Origin of the sequence: Pseudomonas sp. CJQ_9 (genome assembly GCF_043106615.1) — a bacterium.
Classification (GTDB): Bacteria; Pseudomonadota; Gammaproteobacteria; order Pseudomonadales; family Pseudomonadaceae; genus Aquipseudomonas; species Aquipseudomonas juntendi.
The window spans coordinates 161,355-180,659 of sequence record NZ_JBICMS010000090.1; the positions used below are offsets into that span (position 1 = coordinate 161,355).

A 19,305-nucleotide genomic window follows, 5' to 3' on the forward strand; every position below is an offset into this window, starting at 1 on the left:
TCTCCACTGGCCTGGAGCCTGGCGAGCTATCTGTAAGAGCGGGTTTACCCGCGAAGGGCCCTGACACGATCAGTCAGCCGGCTGCTTGAACACATAGAACAGGTTCGGCTCACTGACCAGATAAAGGGTTCCCGCCTCATCCATCGCAATCCCCTCCGCCTGCGGTACGGTCGCCTGCAAGCCCTGGTAGCCCTTGCGCAGCGACAGGGTACTCAGCGGCCTGCCCTCGATATCCAGCTCCAGCAACAGCCGCGACTCGTCGGACAATGCCAGCAGGTGCCCACTGCGCTCATCGAACTGCAAGCTCGACAAGTCCCGCACGAACAACCGTGAATCGCGCTTGCGGTCCTGTACTACATGCACGGCATAGGGCTTTTCCGGGTTGTCGTGCGGGAAGCCATGGACCTCGTAGATCAGCATCGGGTCGCGTTCCTTGGCCACGAACAGGCGCTTGCCCGCTGAGTCGTAGGCCAGGCCTTCGAAGCCTTTGTTGCCGTTCAGGCCAATGCCCAGGCTGAGCTGCTCGGCATCGCCGGCATCGAGGAACAACGTGTCGTCGTCCAGGCGCACCCGGATCAGCCGTTGCTGACGCTCGTCGGAAATCACATAGCTGTTTGGCCCGACATACTCCACGGCCTCCGGGTCGCCGAAGCCCGTCAGCGGCACGCGGCGCAGGATGCGCCCGTCCAGCGACAGCTCGATCAACTCCGAACGGGCGTTGGTGACGGTAAACAGGGTCTTGCGGTCAGGGTCGTAGGTCAGCGCCGATATATCGTCGTTCAACCCTTCGATAGGCTGCGCTTCCAGCACCACCCGGTAGCGCTCCAGCCCCATGCTCTGCTCGGCGGGCTGCCACCAGGTCTTGAGGTTGAACCAGGCGCGCTCGTAAAGGCGGAACTCATGTCCGGCCCAGCCGAGCAGGCACAGGCAGACAACGGCTATTACAAGGGATAGACGAACAAAACCACGCATACGGGCAGACTCGGCACAAGGATGGCGAATCTAACCATGAATGACTGAAATAAAGCTTAATGCCAGCATCCGAAAAAGCGGATTGTTGGCTCAGGGTTTTCTGAAGCGATAGAACAATGCCGGCTCACTGACCATGTACAGGTTGCCCTGGTCGTCCATCGCCACCCCCTCGGCCCGCGGGATGGTGCCTTGCAGGCCGTTGAACCCGCCGAGCAAAGTCATGAAGCTGACCTGCTGCCCCTGCTGGTCCAGCTCCAGCAGCATGTTGGAGTCGGCCGACAATACCAACAGGTGGCCTGTGCGCGGGTCGACACCCAGCGCCGAGAGGTTGCGCAAGTCGAGCTGATCGCTTGGCAGCGGCTGCTTGTCGCCCTTGAGCTGGCTGCGGCCATCGGTGTTCCAGGTGTACAGCTTGGGCGGGCGCTCCTCGCCGATGACCAGGCGCTGGTGCAGCGGGTCCCAGGCGACGGCTTCGAAGCCTTTGTTGCTTTTCACCGACTGCCCCAGGTCATAGCTTTTGAAGTCGGCGTGGTTGAGCACCGCCGTGTGCCCGTCCACCTTGACCAGGGTCAGGTCATGCAGGCGCTCGTCGGTGATGGCCAGGTAACCGTCTTCCAGCACGGCAACGCCTTCCGGGTTGTTCCAGCCGTTGAGCGGGATCTTGCGCAGCACATCGCCGTCCAGGCTCAGTTCGACCAGGAACGGGTTCTTGCCCATGACCGCGAACAGCGTCCGGGTCTGCGGGTTGAACGCCACGTCCGACGCTTCGTCATCGTCCATGCCCGGCAGGGGCTTGGCATCGATGTCTACCTGGTAATCCGGCAGCCATACGCTTTCGCTGCGCTCGGCGCGGCTTTCGAAGCCTTCCTTCAGCCACAGCGCACCACGGTCATCCCAGTGCATCGCCATGGCCACGCCGTAGCCAATCACCGCCGCCACCGCCAGGCCAAAGGGCCAGCGCAGGTAGAAACGACGCTTGGGGGTTGCCGGGGCGTTGGTGGGTGATGGCATGCAGGGGTCCTGAAGCAGTGGGCGTAGATGCGCGCATTATCCGCATTGGGTGTGAAAAAAACGCCAAATCCTGCCTGGACGCGAATTCTTTGTGGGAGCAGCCTTGTGTCGCGAAAGGGGTGCGAAGCGCCCCCGGGATTCATGCGTCAAGCACCTATTGCCGGAGCCGCTCCCACAGGGCTCAGAGCACCCGGCTTTCGAAGCGGCTGACACCCGGTAGCTCCAGCACCAGCTCGTCACCGACATTGAACGGCCCCACGCCCGCCGGGGTGCCGGTGAGGATCACATCCCCCGCCAGCAGCGAAAAATGCGCGGCCATGTGCTGAATCATCGGCACGATAGGGTTGAGCATCATTGCGCTGTTGCCGTCCTGGCGTACTTCGCCGTTCACCGTCAGCCGTACCGGGATGTCGGTCACGTCCGGGAAGCTGGCAGCCGAGACGAACGGCGGCAGTACGCAGGCACCGTCGAAGCTCTTGGCCAGCTCCCATGGCAGGCCTTTTTCCTTCAGTTTGGCCTGCACGTCGCGCAGGGTCAGGTCCAGGGCCGGGGCGTAGCCGGATATGGCGTCCAGCACCTCTTCCTCGCTGGGGTGCGTGGACAGTGACTTGCCCAGCAACACGGCGATTTCTGCCTCGTAATGGACCGAACCGCGCTCGGTCGGGATCTTGAAGCCGCCTTGCGCGGCGACCACGCAACTGCCGGGTTTGATGAACAGCAGCGGTTCGCTGGGGATCGGGTTGTCCAGTTCCTTGGCGTGTTCGGCATAGTTACGGCCAATGCACACCACCTTGCCCAATGGGAAGTGGATGCGCGTGCCGTCTACATACTGGTGCTGGTAACTCATGGCCGACTCCTCTGCATGCTGCTTTTTATTCAGGAGCGAAGATCTTACCCGGATTCATGATGCCGTTAGGGTCGAACACGGCCTTTATCGCCTTCATGCAGGCAATTTCTTCGGCTGAACGGCTATAGCCCAAGTAGTCGCGCTTGGTCATGCCTACGCCGTGCTCGGCAGAGATCGAGCCGTTGTAGCGTTCGACGATCTCGAACACCCACTTGTTGACCTTGGCGCACGAGGCAAAGAACGCGTCTTTGTCCATGTGCTCGGGCTTGAGGATGTTCAGGTGCAGGTTGCCATCGCCGATATGGCCGTACCACACCACTTCGTAATCCGGGTAATGCTCGGCCACGATGGCATCGATATCGCGCAGAAACGCCGGCACCTTCGAGACCGTGACTGAAATATCGTTCTTGTACGGGGTCCAGTGCGAGATGGTTTCCGACAGGTACTCACGCAGCTTCCACAGGTTTTTCAGCTGGATTTCGCTCTGGCTCATCACCCCGTCCAGTACCCAGCCCTGCTCGACGCAATGCTCGAAGGTGGCCAGTGCCTGGTTGGCGACTGCCTCGGTGCTGGCCTCGAACTCCAGCAGCGCATAAAAGGGGCAGTCGGTGGCAAACGGCGCCGGCACATCACCACGCGCCAGGATCCTGGCCAGGCCCTTGTCCGAGAAAAATTCGAAGGCGGTGAGGTCGAGCCCGCCCTGGAAGGCGTGCAGCACCGGCATGATCGAGTCGAAGTCCGGCGTGCCCAGCACCATGGCGGTGAGGTTGCGCGGGGCGCGGTCCAGGCGCATGGTGGCCTCCACCACGAAACCCAGCGTGCCTTCGGCGCCAATGAACAGCTGGCGCAGGTCATAGCCGGTGGCGTTCTTGATCAGGTCCTTGTTCAGCTGCAGCAGCTCGCCCTTGCCCGTCACCACCTTCAGCCCGGCCACCCAATTGCGGGTCATGCCGTAGCGGATTACCTTGATGCCGCCGGCATTGGTACCGATGTTGCCGCCTATCTGGCTGGAACCGCTGGAAGCGAAGTCTACCGGGTAATACAGGCCCTGCGCTTCGGCGTAGCTTTGCAACTGCTGGGTGACCACCCCGGGCTGGCAAACCACCGTGCGGTCGAAGGCATTGAAGTCGAGAATCCGGTTCATGTTGTCGAAGGCCACCACGACTTCGCCATTGGCCGCAACGGCCCCCGCGGAGAGCCCGGTGCGCCCACCCGACGGCACCAGCGCCACCCTGTGCGCATTGGCCCAGCGGACAATGGCCTGCACCTGCTCGATGGTCTTGGGCAGCACGATGGCGCTGGGCGCCGGTGAATAGTGCTTGGTCCAGTCCTTGCCATAGGCGTCTAGGGATGCCGGGTCGGTCAGGACCTTGCCAGGGTCGACAAGGGTCATCAGTTCTTCAATTGCAGCGGGGTGGGTCATCGCTGGAACTCTCGACTTATTCATAGTCACCCTGAGCACTCTTCACCTGTCGGGATAAGCTCAGATTGTGTCGCGTATGCTAGCATAGCGCTCCCGCTGTTCATGCTAAGGCCGCCCTCGCGCCTGGCATCACCCCTCGCCATTTTTTCTCCGGGATACAGGTTTACGCAGATGAGCAAGACTTCTCTCGACAAGAGCAAGATCCGGTTCCTTCTTCTTGAAGGTGTGCACCAGAACGCGGTCGATACCCTCAAGGCCGCCGGCTACACCAACATCGAATACCTCACTGGTTCGTTGCCGGAAGCCGAGCTGAAGGAAAAGATCGCCGATGCCCACTTCATTGGCATCCGTTCGCGCACCCAGCTCACCGAAGAGATCTTTGACTGCGCCAAGAAACTGGTCGCCGTTGGCTGCTTCTGCATCGGCACCAACCAGGTGGACCTGGAAGCTGCCCGCGAGCGCGGTATCGCCGTGTTCAACGCGCCCTACTCCAACACCCGCTCGGTCGCCGAGCTGGTACTGGCCGAAGCGATCCTGCTGCTGCGTGGCATCCCAGAGAAAAACGCCTCCTGCCACCGTGGCGGCTGGATCAAGAGCGCAGCCAACTCGTTCGAGATTCGCGGCAAGAAACTCGGCATCGTCGGCTACGGCTCGATCGGTACCCAGCTGTCGGTCCTGGCCGAAAACCTGGGCATGCAGGTCTACTTCTACGACCCGCTGACCAAGCTGCCACTGGGCAACGCCGTACAGGTCACCAGCCTGCACGAACTGCTGGGCCTGGCCGACATCGTCTCGCTGCACGTGCCTGAGCTGCCCTCCACCCAGTGGATGATCGGCGAGAAGGAAATCCGCTCGATGAAGAAGGGCGCGATCCTGATCAACGCCGCGCGTGGCACCGTGGTCGAGCTGGACCACCTGGCCGCCGCCATCAAGGACAAGCACCTGATCGGCGCTGCCATCGACGTGTTCCCGGTCGAGCCACGCTCCAACGACGAAGAGTTCGAGAGCCCGCTGCGCGGCCTGGACAACGTGATCCTCACCCCGCACATCGGTGGTTCCACTGCCGAAGCCCAGGCCAACATCGGCCTGGAAGTGGCCGAGAAGCTGGTCAAGTACAGCGATAACGGTACTTCGGTGTCTTCGGTCAACTTCCCTGAGGTGGCACTGCCAGCGCACCCAGGCAAGCACCGCCTGCTGCACATTCACGAAAACATCCCGGGCGTACTCAGCGAGATCAACAAGGTATTCGCCGAGAACGGTATCAACATCTCCGGTCAGTTCCTGCAGACCAACGAGAAAGTCGGTTACGTGGTAATCGACGTAGACGCCGAGTACTCCGACCTGGCGCAAGAAAAACTTCAACAGGTCAAAGGCACCATCCGTTCCCGCGTACTGTTCTGAGTTTGCGTGCAGCATGAAAAAGGGAGGCCCTGGTGGCCTCCCTTTTTTTTGCCGGTGGAAGCGGCGTCGCCCGCTCTCACAGGATCACCGCAAACCCGAAGCTTGCGGCCCCCCCTGTGGGAGCGGGCGAGCCCGCGAAAAGCCCAACACCTATTTCACGTCGACAGTAATCTTCTTCGACTCGACGCTCGGCTTGAACGGCACGTGATACTGGTCACCCAGCACCAGTTGCAGGGTGTGCTTGCCCGGGGTCAGGGTAATGCTGGTTTCGGTCTGTGCCTTGCCAAAATGCAGCACCTGCGGCCCGGCTGGCAGTGCGGTGCCGGCCTCTGGCATCAGGCTGGTCGGCAGCGGCATGTCGGCGACGGGCTCTTTGTCCACATCCACTAGCAAGTGGTGGTGGCCGGTGTGTGGGGTCTGGTCGCCGGCAGGCTTCAGGCCCATGCCTTCAATGCCGAACTTGACGGTAAAGGTCTTGTCGACGGTGGCACCATCGGCGGGGGAAACGATGAAGACCTTGGCATCCTTGGGCGGCTCCTGGCTCTTCAGGGCGTCTGCGGCACTGGCCAACACCGACGCTCCCATCAGCAAACCGGCAACGGCAGCACGCGAAAATAGGCTGTTCATTCACTTCTCCTGTGATTCACTCATTGACCGCAGCTTGTCATCCAACAGCGGCGGTAGTTCACCTTAGTTGAAATATGCGCCAAGGTGTTCACGTTGCCTGACAGAAAAATTTAAGTCAGGGTTAAACAATGCCGAGGCGCCAAGGTCTTAGGCTGCGTTCGATCATGACGAGGAATAAAGCCATGACGAAAGTTATTCACCTGTAAAAGAAAAAGGGGCCTTCAATGCGTTCGACCATAGGGGTACTGCTGGCAGTACTGATCAGTCCATTGGCCCAGGCGGAGCTGATCGACGAAATCGCCGACCGGGGCGAACTGCGCATTGCCGTACAAGCCGACAACCCGCCTTATGCGTTCAAGCAAGACGAGCGGCTGAGCGGTTTCGATGTGGAATTTGGCCAGGACCTGGCCCGCGAACTCGACCTGCGTGCCGAATTTGTCGAGGCCCCTGCGGACGAGGTACTGCCGGGTGTGGAAAGCGGCAAGTATGATGTCGCGCTGACCCCAGCGAGCGAAGCACTCAAGAGTGACGGGCCGCTTGACGCGAGCCTGCCGTTTGGCGAGAAGAAACTGGTGATCCCGTTCCAGAAGGACAACCCGGCGTTTGAAAGTGCTTTGAACAATGCGCTGCAGCGGTTGAAGGACAGTGGCCGCACGGCCGAGCTGGAACAGAAGTGGTTCAAGGGTGTGCAGGAGACTGCGGCCGGGCAATGAGGTTTGTGCGGTCTGTGCCGCCCTCATCGCCGGCAAGCCGGCTCCCACACTCACTCCACAGCCGGCGCAGGGCTACCCCAAGGCCCGCTGCGCCTGGTCCAGCTCCAGCTCACTGAACACCTGCACCCCCGCCCGCCGCAGCAGCGCCGCTGTGACCCCTTCCCCGGCCACCTTCACGCCACTGAACGTGCCGTCATAGGTCAAGCGGTTGCCACATGAAGGGCTGCCCGACTTCAATACCGCCACACCAATGCCATGCCGCCGCACCAGTACGAGCGCCAACTGCGCGCCGGCCAGGAACTGCGCACTGACATCTTCGCCCATGACAGTGATCACCTGTGTGCTGCCGTCGAGCACCTGCCCACCTTGCCCGCCTGGTATCTCCGCGGGTGGCCGAGGGGTCGGCAACCCGCCGGCGACTTCCGGGCACAACGGCACCACGCGGCCTTCGGCCTGCCACTGCTGCAACAAGTGCGGGTGGCCGCTGGTGCGACCGTCATAGCGCACCGGTTGCCCCAGCAGGCAAGCGCTGACCAGCACCCTGGGCAAATCAGAACGGGTCATTGCCACGCCGCCGGAACCAGCCCGTCAACGACAAGCGCTCACGCCCGGCGGGCAGCACTTCGTGAGGCACCTCACCCGACAGGAACACCACCAGGCAACCTGCCAGCGGCTCGACCAGGGGCTCGGCACCGTCGGCCAGGAACATGCGCAGCTGCCCACCATCCTGCGGCTGCCAGTCTTCGTTCAGGTAAAACACCGCCGAGACCATGCGCCGATCGTCGTCACGAAAGCGGTCCAGATGCCGGCGATAAAATGCCCCGGGTGGGTACAGGGCAAAATGGCACTCGAAATCCTGCAGGCCGAGAAACAGGCCCTGGTTGATGGCCAGCCGTAACTGGTCCATGGCCGCCAGGTACTGGTCGCAAGCCTCGGCCTGGCCAGGGTCGATCCACTGGATCTGGTCGCCGCGAATGGTTTCGCGTACTTCCTGGGCATCACCGCGCCCCACCCCGGCCGGGTTGAGTTCGCCTTCGGCATAACGGCGCCGGCACTCGACCGCCAACGCGCGCGCCAGGTCCACAGGCAGAAACAGCGCCTGTTGGGACCAGCCATGGGTGGCCAGATCGTCAACGACGGCCGCGAGCATCGGGTTTTCGGGGGAAGTATGCATGGCGCGCATCATATCCATTCGCCCTGGCGGCGCACAGCGCCACTTGGCCGAGAAACACGCACATATCTCGACAAACCGGCGCCGGGCCAAGGACAATGGTCGCCTGCCGACAGGAGTCCTGAATGCGCCGTCTGTTTTCCCTGATTCTGCTGATGATCTGCACCACGCCTGTCTGGGCAGATAACCTGGATCAACTGTACAAGGCTGCCGGCTGGCCCGACCAGCGCGCCCACTTCAACGATGCCCTCACCGCCGCCCAGGCGCGCTACCGCAACAGTTTACCGCCCGCCGTGTACCAGGCGCTGGTCGACAACAGCAACCAGCGCTTCCAGGCCCAGGCGGTAGACCGTCGTGCCCAGGCAAAGCTGCGCGCCAGCCTGGCCAACCCGGCACCGGCCCTGGCGTTCTTCCAGTCGCCGCTGGGGCGCAAGGTGGTAGCCGCCGAGCTCAAGGCCACGCGCAAGGATGAACTGGCCAGAAACGCCAAGGGCTTGCCGAAAATGCAGGCCAGCGATGACCGCCTGCTGATCATTGGCCACCTGGCTCAGGCCTTGCCAGCACGCGAAGCTGGCGCCGAAGTCAGCCTGGCCATCGCCGGCGTGGCGGCCGACAGCCTCAGCTCGATGATCCCCGGCCTGTTCGGCGGCGGCCAGGCGCAAGGCCTGCTCGACGGTCAGCGCCAGCGGCTCATGGGGCAAATTGGCGAAGACCTCAACAATACGTTGCTGTACGTCTACCGCGACCTGTCCGACGCCGAACTGGAAGAGTTCGCCACCTTTGCCGAGTCGCCCGACGGCAAGGCCTACTACCAGGCGGCACTGGCCGCGGTGCGTGCCGGCCTGGCGGTGGGCCAGAGCAGCAATGACCTGAAGTGATCAGCCCAGGCGCTGGTCGATGAAATCGAAGTAGCGCTGGCGAATGCCTGGCAGCTCGTTGGCCAGATGGTGACGCGCGTCGGGCAGCATCAGGATCTGCGGCTCAGCGAACTTGGCCTTCAGCACCCCCAGGTTGTATGGCCAATCCACCGTGCCGTCGGCCTCTCCCTGTACGATCAATGGCCGCCGCGTACTTTTGGGCGCAGCCTCGATGCGTTTGACCCAGGCGATCAGGGCACCCACCCAGGCGGTGGGCAGCCGGCGCGGTTGCAGGGGGTCGGCCTGGAGAAACGGCAGGAAGGCAGGGTCGTTGGTGTTCTCACTGAAGCGCCGCTCGATACCATTGACGAAATGGCGCAGCACGCGATAGCTGAATTTGGACCAACGCCAGGCACATGGCCGCACCAGCGGCGCCAGCAGAATGACCTGGCCATCCACAGGGCTATGGGCACCTTGGTGCAGCAAATGGTCCACCGCGATCGCCCCACCCGTGCTCTGCCCGCACAAATGCCATGGCCGCGGCAGCTGCAACGCACATGCCTGTTCGAACAGGGCCTGCAGCACCTGCTGGTACACCGCGAAGTCGCTGATGCTCGCCCGCTCGCCGCTGGACAGCCCATGGCCGGGCAGGTCGCAGCTGATGACCGCGAAACCTTGCCCGAGCGCCCACTCGATCACATGCCGATAGAGGCCCATGTGGTCGTAATAGCCATGCAGCAGGAACAGCGTCGCGCTTGGCTGCTCGGGTAGCCAAGCCTGCCCGACCAACTCGAACCCCGCGGCCTGGAAACCGCCCAGCCAGCTGTGGGCCGACAGGTTCAGGCCATAGAAACGCTGGTAATTCTGCGCTTGAATCGACAGCGGATGGCGCGCGGTGAACGGCGCCAGGCTGGCACGCAGGCGGTCGGGCTGAAAGTCTGGGGGCATCGGGTACATCCACAGCGAAGCAAGTATTGATCTGGGATATTCAGCTCTGGCCGGCATCGTGGCAAGCTTCGGCCATGCATTACCTGTACTGGCCCTATCGCCGGCAAGCCAGCTCCCACAGGGATATCACCAGGCCTCAGGCCGTTGACAACCTGTGGGGGCTGCCTTGCGGGCGGCAGGGCCAGTGAACCCACCACAAAAATACCAGCAGATATCCATGCAAACCCGCCTCGCCAAACCTGCCCTGATGAGCCTCGCCCTGCTGCTCTGCGCCGCCACCCTTTGGCAGGTCTACACCACCTTCCAGGCCCGTTACCTGCGCCCCTTCGACAACCAGGCCACGCTGTTCGACGGCAGCCAGTTACAGCTCCCCGCCGAGCTGGCCGGCCCGGGCCCGATCCGTGTGGTGCACTTCTGGGACCCAGCCTGCCCTTGCAATGTCGGCAATCAACAGCACCTTGCCGACCTGGTCAGCCAGTTCGCGGAACAGGGCGTGGCTTTCCACGTGCTGCAAAAGCCCGGCAGCCATGGCCAGCTGCCGGCCAACCTTACCGGGCTGCAACCGCTGGGCAGCCTGCCCGGTAGCGAACACCTGCCCGCCTCGCCGGCCGTGGCCATCTGGGATCGGCGAGGTCGCCTGGCCTATTTCGGCCCCTACAGCGAAGGCGCTGTCTGCAATGCCAGCAACAGCTTCATCGAACCTGTTCTCAAGGCACTGCTCGACGGCCGCCAGGTCAGCGCCTCCAATACCCTGGCGATTGGCTGCTATTGCCCTTGGGCAGGCTGACGCACCCGTGCGGGGTTACCCACCACCGTGGCACCGGCTGGCACATCCCGGGTCACCACGCTACCGGCACCAACCACCGCGTTATCGCCAATGGTCACACCCGGCAGAATGATCGCCGCACCGCCGATCCACACATTGTTGCCGATGATCACGGGGCGCCCGCTTTCCAGCCCGCTGCGCCGCACGTCGGGGTCCAGCGGGTGGTCGGCGGCGTAAATCTGCACATTGGGGCCGATCTGGCAGTCATCGCCGATAGACACCGGCACCACGTCGAGCATCACGCAATTGAAATTGATGAAGGTGTTGCGGCCGACGCGGATGTTGTAGCCATAGTCGCAGTAGAAGGGTGGGCGGATCACGGTGCCCTCGCCCACGTGGCCAAAATGTTCGCGCAGCAAGCCATGACGGGCGTCGTTAAGCAGTTCCACGCTGTTATTGTAGCGGTGCATCCAGTGCTTGCTGGCGATCTGCTCGGCCTGCAATTCAGGGCAGCCAGCGTGGTAGAGCTGGCCAGTAAGCATCTTCTGTTTTTCGCTGAGTGCCATGGAAACTCCTTCCTAGGGCTATGCTCGTTCGCGCATCCACCCAAGGTCGGACCCTTTTTTTTCGTAGATAGCTCAAGGAGTCTGCATGAAGCGCAGCCTGACCCTACTGGCCGTGGTTGTTGCCGCGGCCGCTGGCGCTGGTTACTGGTATGCACAGGGCAAGCTGCCACAGCGTGAAGGCGAAGTGGCGATGGCCGGCCTGCAGGCGCCGGTCAGCGTGCGCTACGACAGCCGCGGCGTGCCGCACCTGCAAGCGCAGAACGAGGCGGACCTGTACCGTGCGCTGGGCTATGTGCATGCCCAGGACCGGCTGTTTCAAATGGAGATCATGCGCCGCCTGGCACGTGGCGAACTGGCCGAGGTGCTGGGCGACAAGCTGCTGCCCACCGACACGCTGTTCCGCAGCCTGCGCATACGCGAGCAAGCCGCGCTGATGGCCAGGCGCCAAGACCCGCAATCGCCGGCCGCCCTGGCCTTGCAAGCCTACCTCGACGGGGTCAACCGCTGGCAGGCCAGCCACCCCAAGCCGGTGGAGTTCGACCTGCTCGGTATCACCCCACGCCCGTTCACCGCCGAAGACACCCTGAGTATCGCCGGCTACCTGGCGTACAGTTTTGCCGCAGCGTTTCGCACCGAACCGGCGCTGACCTACATCCGCGACCAGTTGGGCCCTGACTACCTGAACATTTTCGACCTGGGCTGGCAGCCCGAGGGGGCCCTGGGCAAACCGCTGGCCGCGGCCGACTGGCGCAGCCTCGAGGGCCTGGCGCGGCTCAGCCACGAAGCACTGGGCGATGCCGGCATTGCGCAGTTCGAGGGCAGCAATGCCTGGGCCGTCGCCGGTAGCCGCACACGCAGTGGCAGGCCGTTGCTGGCAGGCGACCCGCACATCAGTTTTGCAGTGCCGGCGGTGTGGTACGAGGCCGAACTGTCGGCCCCCGGCTTCAACCTGTACGGCTACTTTCAGGCGCTCAACCCGTTCGCCCTGCTCGGCCACAACCGCGACTTCGGCTGGAGCCTGACCATGTTCCAGAACGATGATGTAGACCTGATCGCCGAACGCACCAACCCGGCCGACAGCAACCAGGTCATGGTCGATGGCCGGTGGCACACACTGGAAACCACCCAGCAGCAGATTGCGGTAAAGGGTGAAGCGCCAGTCACCCTCAACCTGCGTCGCTCGCCCCATGGCCCCATCGTCAACGATGTACTGGGCAATATCGCCGGCACCACGCCAGTAGCCCTGTGGTGGGCGTTTCTCGAAACCGAAAACCCGATCCTCGAGGGTTTCTACCAGCTCAACCGCGCCGACTCTCTGGGCAAGATGCGCGAAGCCACAGCCAAGGTCCATGCGCCGGGGCTGAACTTCGTCTGGGCCAACGCCCGCGGTGATATCGGCTGGTGGGCGGCAGCGAAGCTGCCGATACGCCCAGCCGGCGTAGACCCGGCATTCATCCTCGACGGCGCCAGCAGCCAGGCCGACAAGCTCGGTTTCTACCCCTTCAGCGCCAACCCGCAGCAGGAGAACCCGGCCCGCGGCTATATCGTCTCGGCCAATTACCAGCCACCGGCGGCGGTGCCGATACCGGGGTACTACAACCTGCCCGATCGTGGCCGCCAGCTCGATCGCCAGCTGGCCAACCCTGAGGTGAAGTGGGACACCCAGAACAGCCAGGCGCTACAGCTGGACACCACCAGCGACTATGGCCCGCGCACGCTGGCCCCGCTGCTGGCGACCCTGCGTGCCATAGCCGAAGGTGATGAAGAAAAGGAACTGGTGGAACAACTGGCCGCCTGGGCGGGCGATTACCCGCTGGACTCGACCAGCGCCACCCTGTTCAACCAGTTCCTTTACGAGCTGGCCTACTCGGCCCTGCATGATGAACTGGGCGATAGCTGGTTCCCGGTACTGATCAGTACCCGCGCCATCGACGCCGCCTTGCCACGGCTGGCGGCGGATGCCGATTCGCCCTGGTGGAATACCCGGGGTGGCGACCAGCGCACCGACCGGACCCAAGTGGTGCGTACGGCATGGCACAACAGCCTGAAGCACCTGCGCGACACCCTGGGCGACGACCCGTCGCGCTGGCAGTGGGGCAAGGCCCATACCTTGACCCACAACCACCCCCTGGGGGTGAAGAAGCCGCTGAACCTGCTGTTCAACGTTGGGCCATTCGCCGCCCCCGGTACACATGAAGTACCGAACAACCTGTCGGCGAAAATCGGCCCGGCGCCATGGCCGGTCACCTACGGGCCCTCGACGCGGCGGCTGATCGACTTTGCCGATGCCGGGCAGGCGCTGACCAGCAACCCGGTCGGGCAGAGTGGCGTGCCCTTCGACCGGCATTACGCAGACCAGGCCGAGGGGTATGTGCAAGGGCGGTATCAGAAGGCGCAGATGGGGGTGATTCCGGCGCAGAGCACGCTCAGGCTGGTGCCGGCGCAGTGATTGCTCTGGTTGGTATGTAGCTTTGAGATTGCCGGGGCTGCTTTGCAGCCCATCGCGACACAAGGCCGCTCCTACAAGATGGCGATTTGGTAGGGGCGCTGCGGCCGGAAGCAAAAACGCCGACACATGGGCGTCGGCGTTTTTTCGATGACTGCTGGCGGATCAGAACGCCGGTAGTACGGCGCCCTGGTACTTCTTGGCGATGAATTCCTTCACTTGCGGGCTGGTCAGGGCCTTGGCCAGTTTCTGCATGGCATCACTGTCCTTGTTGTCCGGGCGCGCGACCAGGAAGTTCACGTACGGCGAGTCGGCACCTTCGATCACCAGCGCATCCTTGGCCGGGTTCAAGCCGGCTTCGAGGGCGTAGTTGGTGTTGATCATGTCCAGGTCCACCTGGTCCAGCACGCGTGGCAGCATGGCCGACTCAAGCTCGCGGAACTTCAGGTTCTTCGGGTTCTCGGCAATGTCCTTGGGGGTGGCCAGGGCGTTCTTCGGGTCCTTCAGGGTGATCAGGCCGGCCTTCTGCAGCAGGATCAGAGCACGCCCGCTGTTGCTCCCTTCGTTCGGAATGGCAACGGTGGCGCCCTCTTTCAGCTCGCTCAGGCTCTTGACCTTCTTTGAATAGCCACCGAACGGCTCGACGTGCACGCCAACCACGGTTACCAGGTGGGTGCCCTTGCCTTCATTGAAGCTCTTCAGGTAAGGCAGCGTCTGGAAGTAGTTGGCGTCCAGGCGCTTCTGGTCCACCTGCACGTTCGGCTGCACGTAGTCGGTGAAGACCTTGATCTGCAGGTCCACCCCTTCTTTGGCCAGGGTAGGCTTGATCAGCTCGAGGATTTCGGCGTGCGGTACCGGGGTAGCGGCAACCACCAGTTTCTCGGCAGCGGCGGCCAGGCCGGAAAACGCCAGGGCGGCGGCCAGGGCGGTGGTCAGCAGGGTCTTCTTCATGGTGGTCCTTATTCTGAATCTGGGCCATCGGCGATGGCGAATCGGCTGCCCAACCGCTTCACCAGTGGGCGTGAGGCGGACAATACCTAGAATTTTTATTCCGTAACAATATCTTTTATTTCGCTAGTTATTCCAAAAAATACAGTCACTACGGGTTTTGCTTATGAGCCATGGCTCGCCAGCGGTCTTGGCAGGTCGAAGTCATGGGGCAACAGCTCGGCGCTATCATTTACCAGCAAGGCAAAGTGAATGACATTCTCCAGCTCGCGGGTATTGCCCGGCCACGGGTGGGCTTCCAGCACCTGCTGCGCGGCCTCGCTCACCAGGGGCACCGGGCGCTGCAGCCGGGTACTGTAGATACCCACGAAATACTCGGCCAACGGCAGGATATCGCCTGGCCGCTCGCGCAATGGCGGCAGCTCCAGCGCGCCTTCATGCAGGTAGTGGTAGAGCCGCTCGTTGAAGCGACCGGCACGCACCACCCGAGCCAGGTCGATGCTGCTGGCGGCTACCAGCCTTACATCCACCGGCTGTGGTTGTTGCGCCCCAACACGCATCACCTCACGGTTCTCCAGCGCTGCCAGCAGCTTGCCCTGGATGGCCAGCGGCAAGTCGGCGATTTCGTCCAGGTAAAGCGTGCCGCCGTTGGCCGAGCCAAACCAGCCGGCGCGGCTGCTGGCCGTACCGCCATGGCTGCCAGCGCTATAGCCGAACAACTCGGCGTCGGCATAGGTCGGGCTGATGGCCGCGCAGTTGACAGACACGAACAGCCCGCTACGGTCGCTGGTACGGTGGATCTGCCGCGCCAGCAGCTCCTTGCCGGTACCGGTCTCGCCACGAATCAGCACCGGCAAGGGTTGCGGCGCCAGGAGCTCAAGCTCATCGCGCAGCCGCTGCGAGCGTGGGTCGATGAACACCAATGCCTTGGCACGGATGCTCAACGGGCTTTTGTCCAGTTCAGGAAAGGTCAGCAGCGGCTGGCCAAACGGGTTTTGGAAAGTCATGAAAAACTCCCGCCCCAGGCCTGCGGTGGCCGGGCGTACAGGGGCCAATCAGGCGCGGCGCAGTGCCCGCTGCTCGACCCGGCTTTGCAAGCGATACAAGTAGGCGAAGCCTTGTTCCCAGCGCTCATGCCCGGACTTGACGTTGATGTGCCCGGCGTTGCTCAGCAAGCCCGCTTCGGCACCCCAGGCCTGGGCCAGGTATAACGCCCGCGGCACGCTCACAGCAGGGTCGTTGTCCGAGCTGACAACCTGGCTGGGAAATGGCAACACCCCGAGCGGAATCGGCGCAAAGTTGCGCAGCGCCGACGCACAGGCGGGCCGCTCGACGTCCGCAGGCGCCACCAGCAACGCCCCCCTCACCCGCCGCAGCAACGCCGGGCTGGCCTGCGCGGCCCAATGGGCGACGGTGATGCAGCCTAGGCTATGGGCGATCAGGATGACTGGCGAGGTCTCGGCGGCAATCGCCTGTTCCAGCGCCTGCACCCAGTCCTGGCGTTGCGGGGTCAACCAGTCATGCTGCTCGACCCGCGCGCTGTTGGGCAGGGTGCGTTGCCAGTGGCTTTGCCAGTGGTGGTCCGGCGATCCTTGCCAGCCCGGCACAATCAGGTAACGAATCGACTCATTGCGCATGGGGACGCCTCCAGTAAGTTTGCGTGCTTGGAGGCCAGTATAAGGACAGGGTTATATTCGTAAAGGAATAAGAAGCTATTTATTAATAACCAAAATGCAGGTTCGGCCTTGCGCCGCGACGGGCTGCAAAGCAGCCGCGGCAATCTCACAGGTACAAAAAAGCCCGGGACCAACCCCGGGCTTTGCATCAGCCACAGCGACTCAGATGTCCGCCAGCTTCTGCCAAACCTTCGGCCGGAAGAACAGCGTCTCACCACGCGCCAGGCCGGTCAGGCTATCGTGGTCCTTGACCACTTCGGCTTCGATCAACTCGCTCTGCCCTTCCACCTTCAGGGTCACCCGGGTAGTCGCGCCCAACGGCCGAATGTCGCGCACTTCGGCCGCATGGTGGCCTTCGGTTTCATGGCGCGACAAAGACACCTCGTGCGGCCGGAACAGCACATGCTGCCCTTCGCTCAACGCCAGGCGGTTGGAGTCACCGAGGAAGTGGTACACGAAATCGTTGGCCGGCTGCTCATACACCTCGCCCGGCGAACCGATCTGCTCGATCACGCCTTTGTTCATCACCACGATGCGGTCTGCCACCTCCATGGCTTCTTCCTGGTCGTGGGTGACGAATACCGAGGTCAGGTTGATGTCTTCGTGCAGCCGCGCGAGCCAGCGGCGCAGTTCTTTGCGCACCTTGGCATCCAGCGCACCGAACGGCTCATCCAGCAGCAGCACCTTGGGCTCCACCGCCAGTGCCCGGGCCAGGGCGATGCGCTGACGCTGGCCACCCGACAACTGCTCAGGGTAGCGGTCGGACAACCAGTCCAGTTGCACCATGTTCAGCAGCTCATGCACTTTCTCGGCGATCCTGCTTTCGCTTGGGCGCTCGCCCTTGGGCTTCATGCGCAGGCCGAACGCCACGTTGTCGAACACGCTCATGTGGCGGAACAGTGCGTAGTGCTGGAACACGAACCCCACGTTGCGGTCGCGCACGTCGCGGCCCGACACGTCCTCCCCATGGAACACGATGTTGCCCTGGTCCGGGGTTTCCAGGCCGGCGATGATGCGCAGCAAGGTGGTCTTGCCGCAGCCGGACGGGCCGAGCAAGGCCACCAGCTCGCCGCTGTTGATGTCCAGGGTGATGTTGTCCAGGGCCTGGAAGCTGTTGAAGCGCTTGCTGACGTTACGAACTTCGATCGACATGAGTCATTCCTCCGCGGCGCCGTGGCGCAGGCGGTTAATACGGTTCTCGCTCCACTGCTTGAGCAGCAGGATGAAGAGCGCCAGGATCAGCAACAGGCTGGCCACGCTGAAGGCCGCGACGTGGTTGTACTCGTTGTAGAGAATTTCCACGTGCAGCGGCAGGGTGTTAGTCACGCCACGAATGTGGCCGGACACCACCGACACCGCGCCAAACTCGCCCATGGCCCGCGCAGTACACAGCACCACGCCGTAGATCAGCCCCCATTTGATGTTCGGCAGGGTCACGTGCCAGAACATCTGCCAGCCGTTGGCGCCGAGCAGCCGCGCGGCCTCCTCCTCTTGCGTGCCCTGCTCCTGCATCAGCGGGATCAGCTCACGGGCCACGAACGGCACGGTGACGAAAATGGTCGCCAGGACGATGCCCGGCAGGGCGAAGACTATTTGAATATCGTGGTCTTGCAGCCACGGCCCGAACAGGCCCTGCGCGCCGAACATCAGCACGTAGACCAGGCCGGCGATCACCGGCGACACCGAGAACGGCAGGTCGATCAGGGTGACCAGGATGCTCTTGCCGCGGAAGGTGTACTTGCTCACGCACCAGGCGGCGCTTACCCCGAACACCAGGTTCAACGGCACCGAGATGGCCACGGCGAGCAGGGTCAGTTTCAGCGCCGACAAGGCGTCGGGTTCGAGGATCGCCTCGAAGAAGGTGCCAAAACCGTTCTTCAGCGCCTGCGATACCACAATGACCAGTGGCAACAGCAAAAACAGCACGAACACCAGCCAACCAAGGCCGATCAGGATACGCCGCGAAGTGGCGCTGCCGCGGCGGGCGGCGTTGGCGGCCGCGCTTGCACTCAGGGATGAACTGGACATGCCGGCCTCCTTCAAGGGGTTTCGATACGGCGCTGCAGCAGGTTGATCAGCAGCAGCAGGATGAAGGAAACCACCAGCATCAACACGCCAATGGCGGTCGCCCCGGTGTAGTCGTACTGGTCGAGCTTGACCATGATCAGCAGCGGCAGGATCTCGGTCTTCATTGGCATGTTGCCAGCAATGAAAATCACCGAACCGTACTCGCCCACGCCACGGGCGAAGGCCAGGGCAAAGCCGGTCAGCCAGGCGGGCAGCAGGGCCGGCGCCAGGATGTGGCGGAACACCTGCAGCGGCTTGGCGCCCAGGCAGGCCGCAGCCTCTTCCACTTCACGCGGGATGTCGGCCAGAACCGGCTGCACGGTGCGCACCACGAACGGCAGGGTGACAAACGTCAGCGCCAGGGTGATGCCCAGTGGGGTGTAGGCGATCTTGAAGCCCAGGTCGGTGGCGAACTGACCGACCCAGCCCTGGGGGGCGTAAAGCGCGGTCAGGGCGATACCGGCAACGGCCGTGGGCAGCGCGAACGGCAGGTCGATCATCGCATCGATGACCTTGCGCCCCGGGAAGGTGTAGCGCACCAGCACCCAGGCCAGCAGGGTGCCAATCACACCATTGATAATGGCCGCAAACAGGGCAGTGCCGAAACTCAGTTTGAGCGCGGCGATTACCCGCGGCGCACTGATGATGTTCCAGAACTGCTCGAAGGTCAGCTGCGAGGCATGGATGAACATGGCCGCCAGCGGTATCAGCACGATCAGGCTGAGGTACACCAAGGTGTAGCACAGCGTCAGCCCGAAGCCGGGTATGACGGGGGAAATGCGACGTGACATAAATATCCCTGGTTGAATGCACTCGGCCCTGTATCGAGCCGGGGTCGGTACAGGCTTTTGAATCCTGGGCTGCGT

20 protein-coding genes are annotated in these 19,305 nt (G+C 62.9%); 5 read left to right on the plus strand and 15 right to left on the minus strand.

The window, feature by feature from the left end; genetic code table 11:
• Positions 1-69: 69 nt before the first annotated feature.
• The 4 genes from ACF8SD_RS18365 to ACF8SD_RS18380 form a co-directional block, all read right to left on the minus strand.
• Positions 70-972 carry an SdiA-regulated domain-containing protein gene (locus tag ACF8SD_RS18365; RefSeq protein WP_110679523.1) on the minus strand — a complete coding sequence of 301 codons (903 nt, stop codon included), beginning with the start codon at positions 970-972 and terminating at the stop codon, positions 70-72.
• 90 nt (positions 973-1,062) lie between these two features.
• Positions 1,063-1,983 carry an SdiA-regulated domain-containing protein gene (locus tag ACF8SD_RS18370; RefSeq protein WP_274411178.1) on the minus strand — a complete coding sequence of 307 codons (921 nt, stop codon included), beginning with the start codon at positions 1,981-1,983 and terminating at the stop codon, positions 1,063-1,065.
• Positions 1,984-2,164: 181 nt separating this feature from the next.
• Entirely contained in the window at positions 2,165-2,830 is a 666-nt protein-coding gene (locus ACF8SD_RS18375) for a fumarylacetoacetate hydrolase family protein (protein WP_009683685.1), read from the minus strand.
• Positions 2,831-2,855: 25 nt separating this feature from the next.
• Positions 2,856-4,253, minus strand: a complete 1,398-nt coding sequence (locus tag ACF8SD_RS18380) for an FAD-binding oxidoreductase (RefSeq protein WP_392483495.1) — start codon at positions 4,251-4,253, stop codon at positions 2,856-2,858.
• A gap of 171 nt (positions 4,254-4,424) precedes the next feature.
• Between ACF8SD_RS18380 and serA the strand changes: the two genes are divergently transcribed.
• On the plus strand, positions 4,425-5,654 hold the full coding sequence (gene serA / locus ACF8SD_RS18385) for a phosphoglycerate dehydrogenase (RefSeq protein ID WP_009683687.1): 1,230 nt from the start codon (positions 4,425-4,427) through the stop codon (positions 5,652-5,654).
• Positions 5,655-5,804: 150 nt separating this feature from the next.
• On the opposite strand, the gene ACF8SD_RS18390 is transcribed toward serA, so the two are convergent.
• On the minus strand, positions 5,805-6,281 hold the full coding sequence (locus ACF8SD_RS18390) for a DUF4399 domain-containing protein (RefSeq protein ID WP_029887614.1): 477 nt from the start codon (positions 6,279-6,281) through the stop codon (positions 5,805-5,807).
• A gap of 224 nt (positions 6,282-6,505) precedes the next feature.
• Between ACF8SD_RS18390 and ACF8SD_RS18395 the strand changes: the two genes are divergently transcribed.
• The gene (locus ACF8SD_RS18395; protein WP_054913340.1) at positions 6,506-6,994 is read left to right on the plus strand and encodes a transporter substrate-binding domain-containing protein; all 489 of its coding nucleotides are present in this window, start codon (positions 6,506-6,508) and stop codon (positions 6,992-6,994) included.
• 72 nt (positions 6,995-7,066) lie between these two features.
• Here the strand turns inward: ACF8SD_RS18395 and ACF8SD_RS18400 are convergent, their stop codons facing one another.
• Together ACF8SD_RS18400 and ACF8SD_RS18405 are read right to left on the minus strand one after the other, a co-directional pair.
• Positions 7,067-7,558, minus strand: coding sequence for a DUF523 domain-containing protein (locus ACF8SD_RS18400; RefSeq protein WP_009683690.1), 492 nt, complete (start codon positions 7,556-7,558; stop codon positions 7,067-7,069).
• Positions 7,545-8,177 carry a 2OG-Fe(II) oxygenase gene (locus ACF8SD_RS18405; RefSeq protein ID WP_054913349.1) on the minus strand — a complete coding sequence of 211 codons (633 nt, stop codon included), beginning with the start codon at positions 8,175-8,177 and terminating at the stop codon, positions 7,545-7,547. Before ACF8SD_RS18405 ends, ACF8SD_RS18400 begins: the two co-directional genes overlap by 14 nt.
• Before the next feature lie 113 nt (positions 8,178-8,290).
• On the opposite strand from ACF8SD_RS18405, the gene ACF8SD_RS18410 reads away from it, so the two are divergent.
• Entirely contained in the window at positions 8,291-9,043 is a 753-nt protein-coding gene (locus ACF8SD_RS18410; protein WP_054913341.1) for a DUF2059 domain-containing protein, read from the plus strand.
• Here ACF8SD_RS18410 and ACF8SD_RS18415 read toward each other — a convergent pair whose 3' ends face one another.
• Positions 9,044-9,970 carry an alpha/beta hydrolase gene (locus ACF8SD_RS18415; RefSeq protein ID WP_392483493.1) on the minus strand — a complete coding sequence of 309 codons (927 nt, stop codon included), beginning with the start codon at positions 9,968-9,970 and terminating at the stop codon, positions 9,044-9,046.
• 217 nt (positions 9,971-10,187) lie between these two features.
• On the opposite strand from ACF8SD_RS18415, the gene ACF8SD_RS18420 reads away from it, so the two are divergent.
• Entirely contained in the window at positions 10,188-10,757 is a 570-nt protein-coding gene (locus tag ACF8SD_RS18420; protein ID WP_392483492.1) for a DUF6436 domain-containing protein, read from the plus strand.
• Here the strand turns inward: ACF8SD_RS18420 and ACF8SD_RS18425 are convergent.
• Positions 10,736-11,302 (minus strand): sugar O-acetyltransferase, encoded by a 567-nt coding sequence (locus ACF8SD_RS18425; protein WP_392483491.1) that lies wholly within the window; start codon positions 11,300-11,302, stop codon positions 10,736-10,738. The genes ACF8SD_RS18420 and ACF8SD_RS18425 overlap by 22 nt on opposite strands.
• Positions 11,303-11,387: 85 nt before the next feature.
• Between ACF8SD_RS18425 and ACF8SD_RS18430 the strand changes: the two genes are divergently transcribed.
• The gene (locus tag ACF8SD_RS18430) at positions 11,388-13,751 is read left to right on the plus strand and encodes a penicillin acylase family protein (RefSeq protein WP_392483490.1); all 2,364 of its coding nucleotides are present in this window, start codon (positions 11,388-11,390) and stop codon (positions 13,749-13,751) included.
• Positions 13,752-13,913: 162 nt separating this feature from the next.
• On the opposite strand, the gene ACF8SD_RS18435 is transcribed toward ACF8SD_RS18430, so the two are convergent.
• The 6 genes from ACF8SD_RS18435 to cysT all read right to left on the minus strand — a co-directional run bounded on the left by ACF8SD_RS18435 (position 13,914) and on the right by cysT (position 19,230).
• Positions 13,914-14,699, minus strand: coding sequence for a MetQ/NlpA family ABC transporter substrate-binding protein (locus ACF8SD_RS18435; protein ID WP_054905155.1), 786 nt, complete (start codon positions 14,697-14,699; stop codon positions 13,914-13,916).
• Positions 14,700-14,860: 161 nt separating this feature from the next.
• Positions 14,861-15,703 carry a sigma 54-interacting transcriptional regulator gene (locus tag ACF8SD_RS18440; RefSeq protein ID WP_054913347.1) on the minus strand — a complete coding sequence of 281 codons (843 nt, stop codon included), beginning with the start codon at positions 15,701-15,703 and terminating at the stop codon, positions 14,861-14,863.
• Positions 15,704-15,751: 48 nt separating this feature from the next.
• The gene (locus ACF8SD_RS18445; RefSeq protein WP_173891489.1) at positions 15,752-16,333 is read right to left on the minus strand and encodes an alpha/beta hydrolase; all 582 of its coding nucleotides are present in this window, start codon (positions 16,331-16,333) and stop codon (positions 15,752-15,754) included.
• Between the two features lie 201 nt (positions 16,334-16,534).
• Positions 16,535-17,524: a sulfate/molybdate ABC transporter ATP-binding protein gene (locus tag ACF8SD_RS18450; RefSeq protein WP_392483489.1), complete on the minus strand. Its 990-nt coding sequence runs from the start codon at positions 17,522-17,524 to the stop codon at positions 16,535-16,537.
• A 3-nt stretch (positions 17,525-17,527) separates the two neighbouring features.
• Positions 17,528-18,400, minus strand: a complete 873-nt coding sequence (cysW, locus tag ACF8SD_RS18455; protein ID WP_009683703.1) for a sulfate ABC transporter permease subunit CysW — start codon at positions 18,398-18,400, stop codon at positions 17,528-17,530.
• Positions 18,401-18,411: 11 nt separating this feature from the next.
• The gene (cysT, locus tag ACF8SD_RS18460; protein WP_392483488.1) at positions 18,412-19,230 is read right to left on the minus strand and encodes a sulfate ABC transporter permease subunit CysT; all 819 of its coding nucleotides are present in this window, start codon (positions 19,228-19,230) and stop codon (positions 18,412-18,414) included.
• Positions 19,231-19,305: the final 75 nt, after the last annotated feature.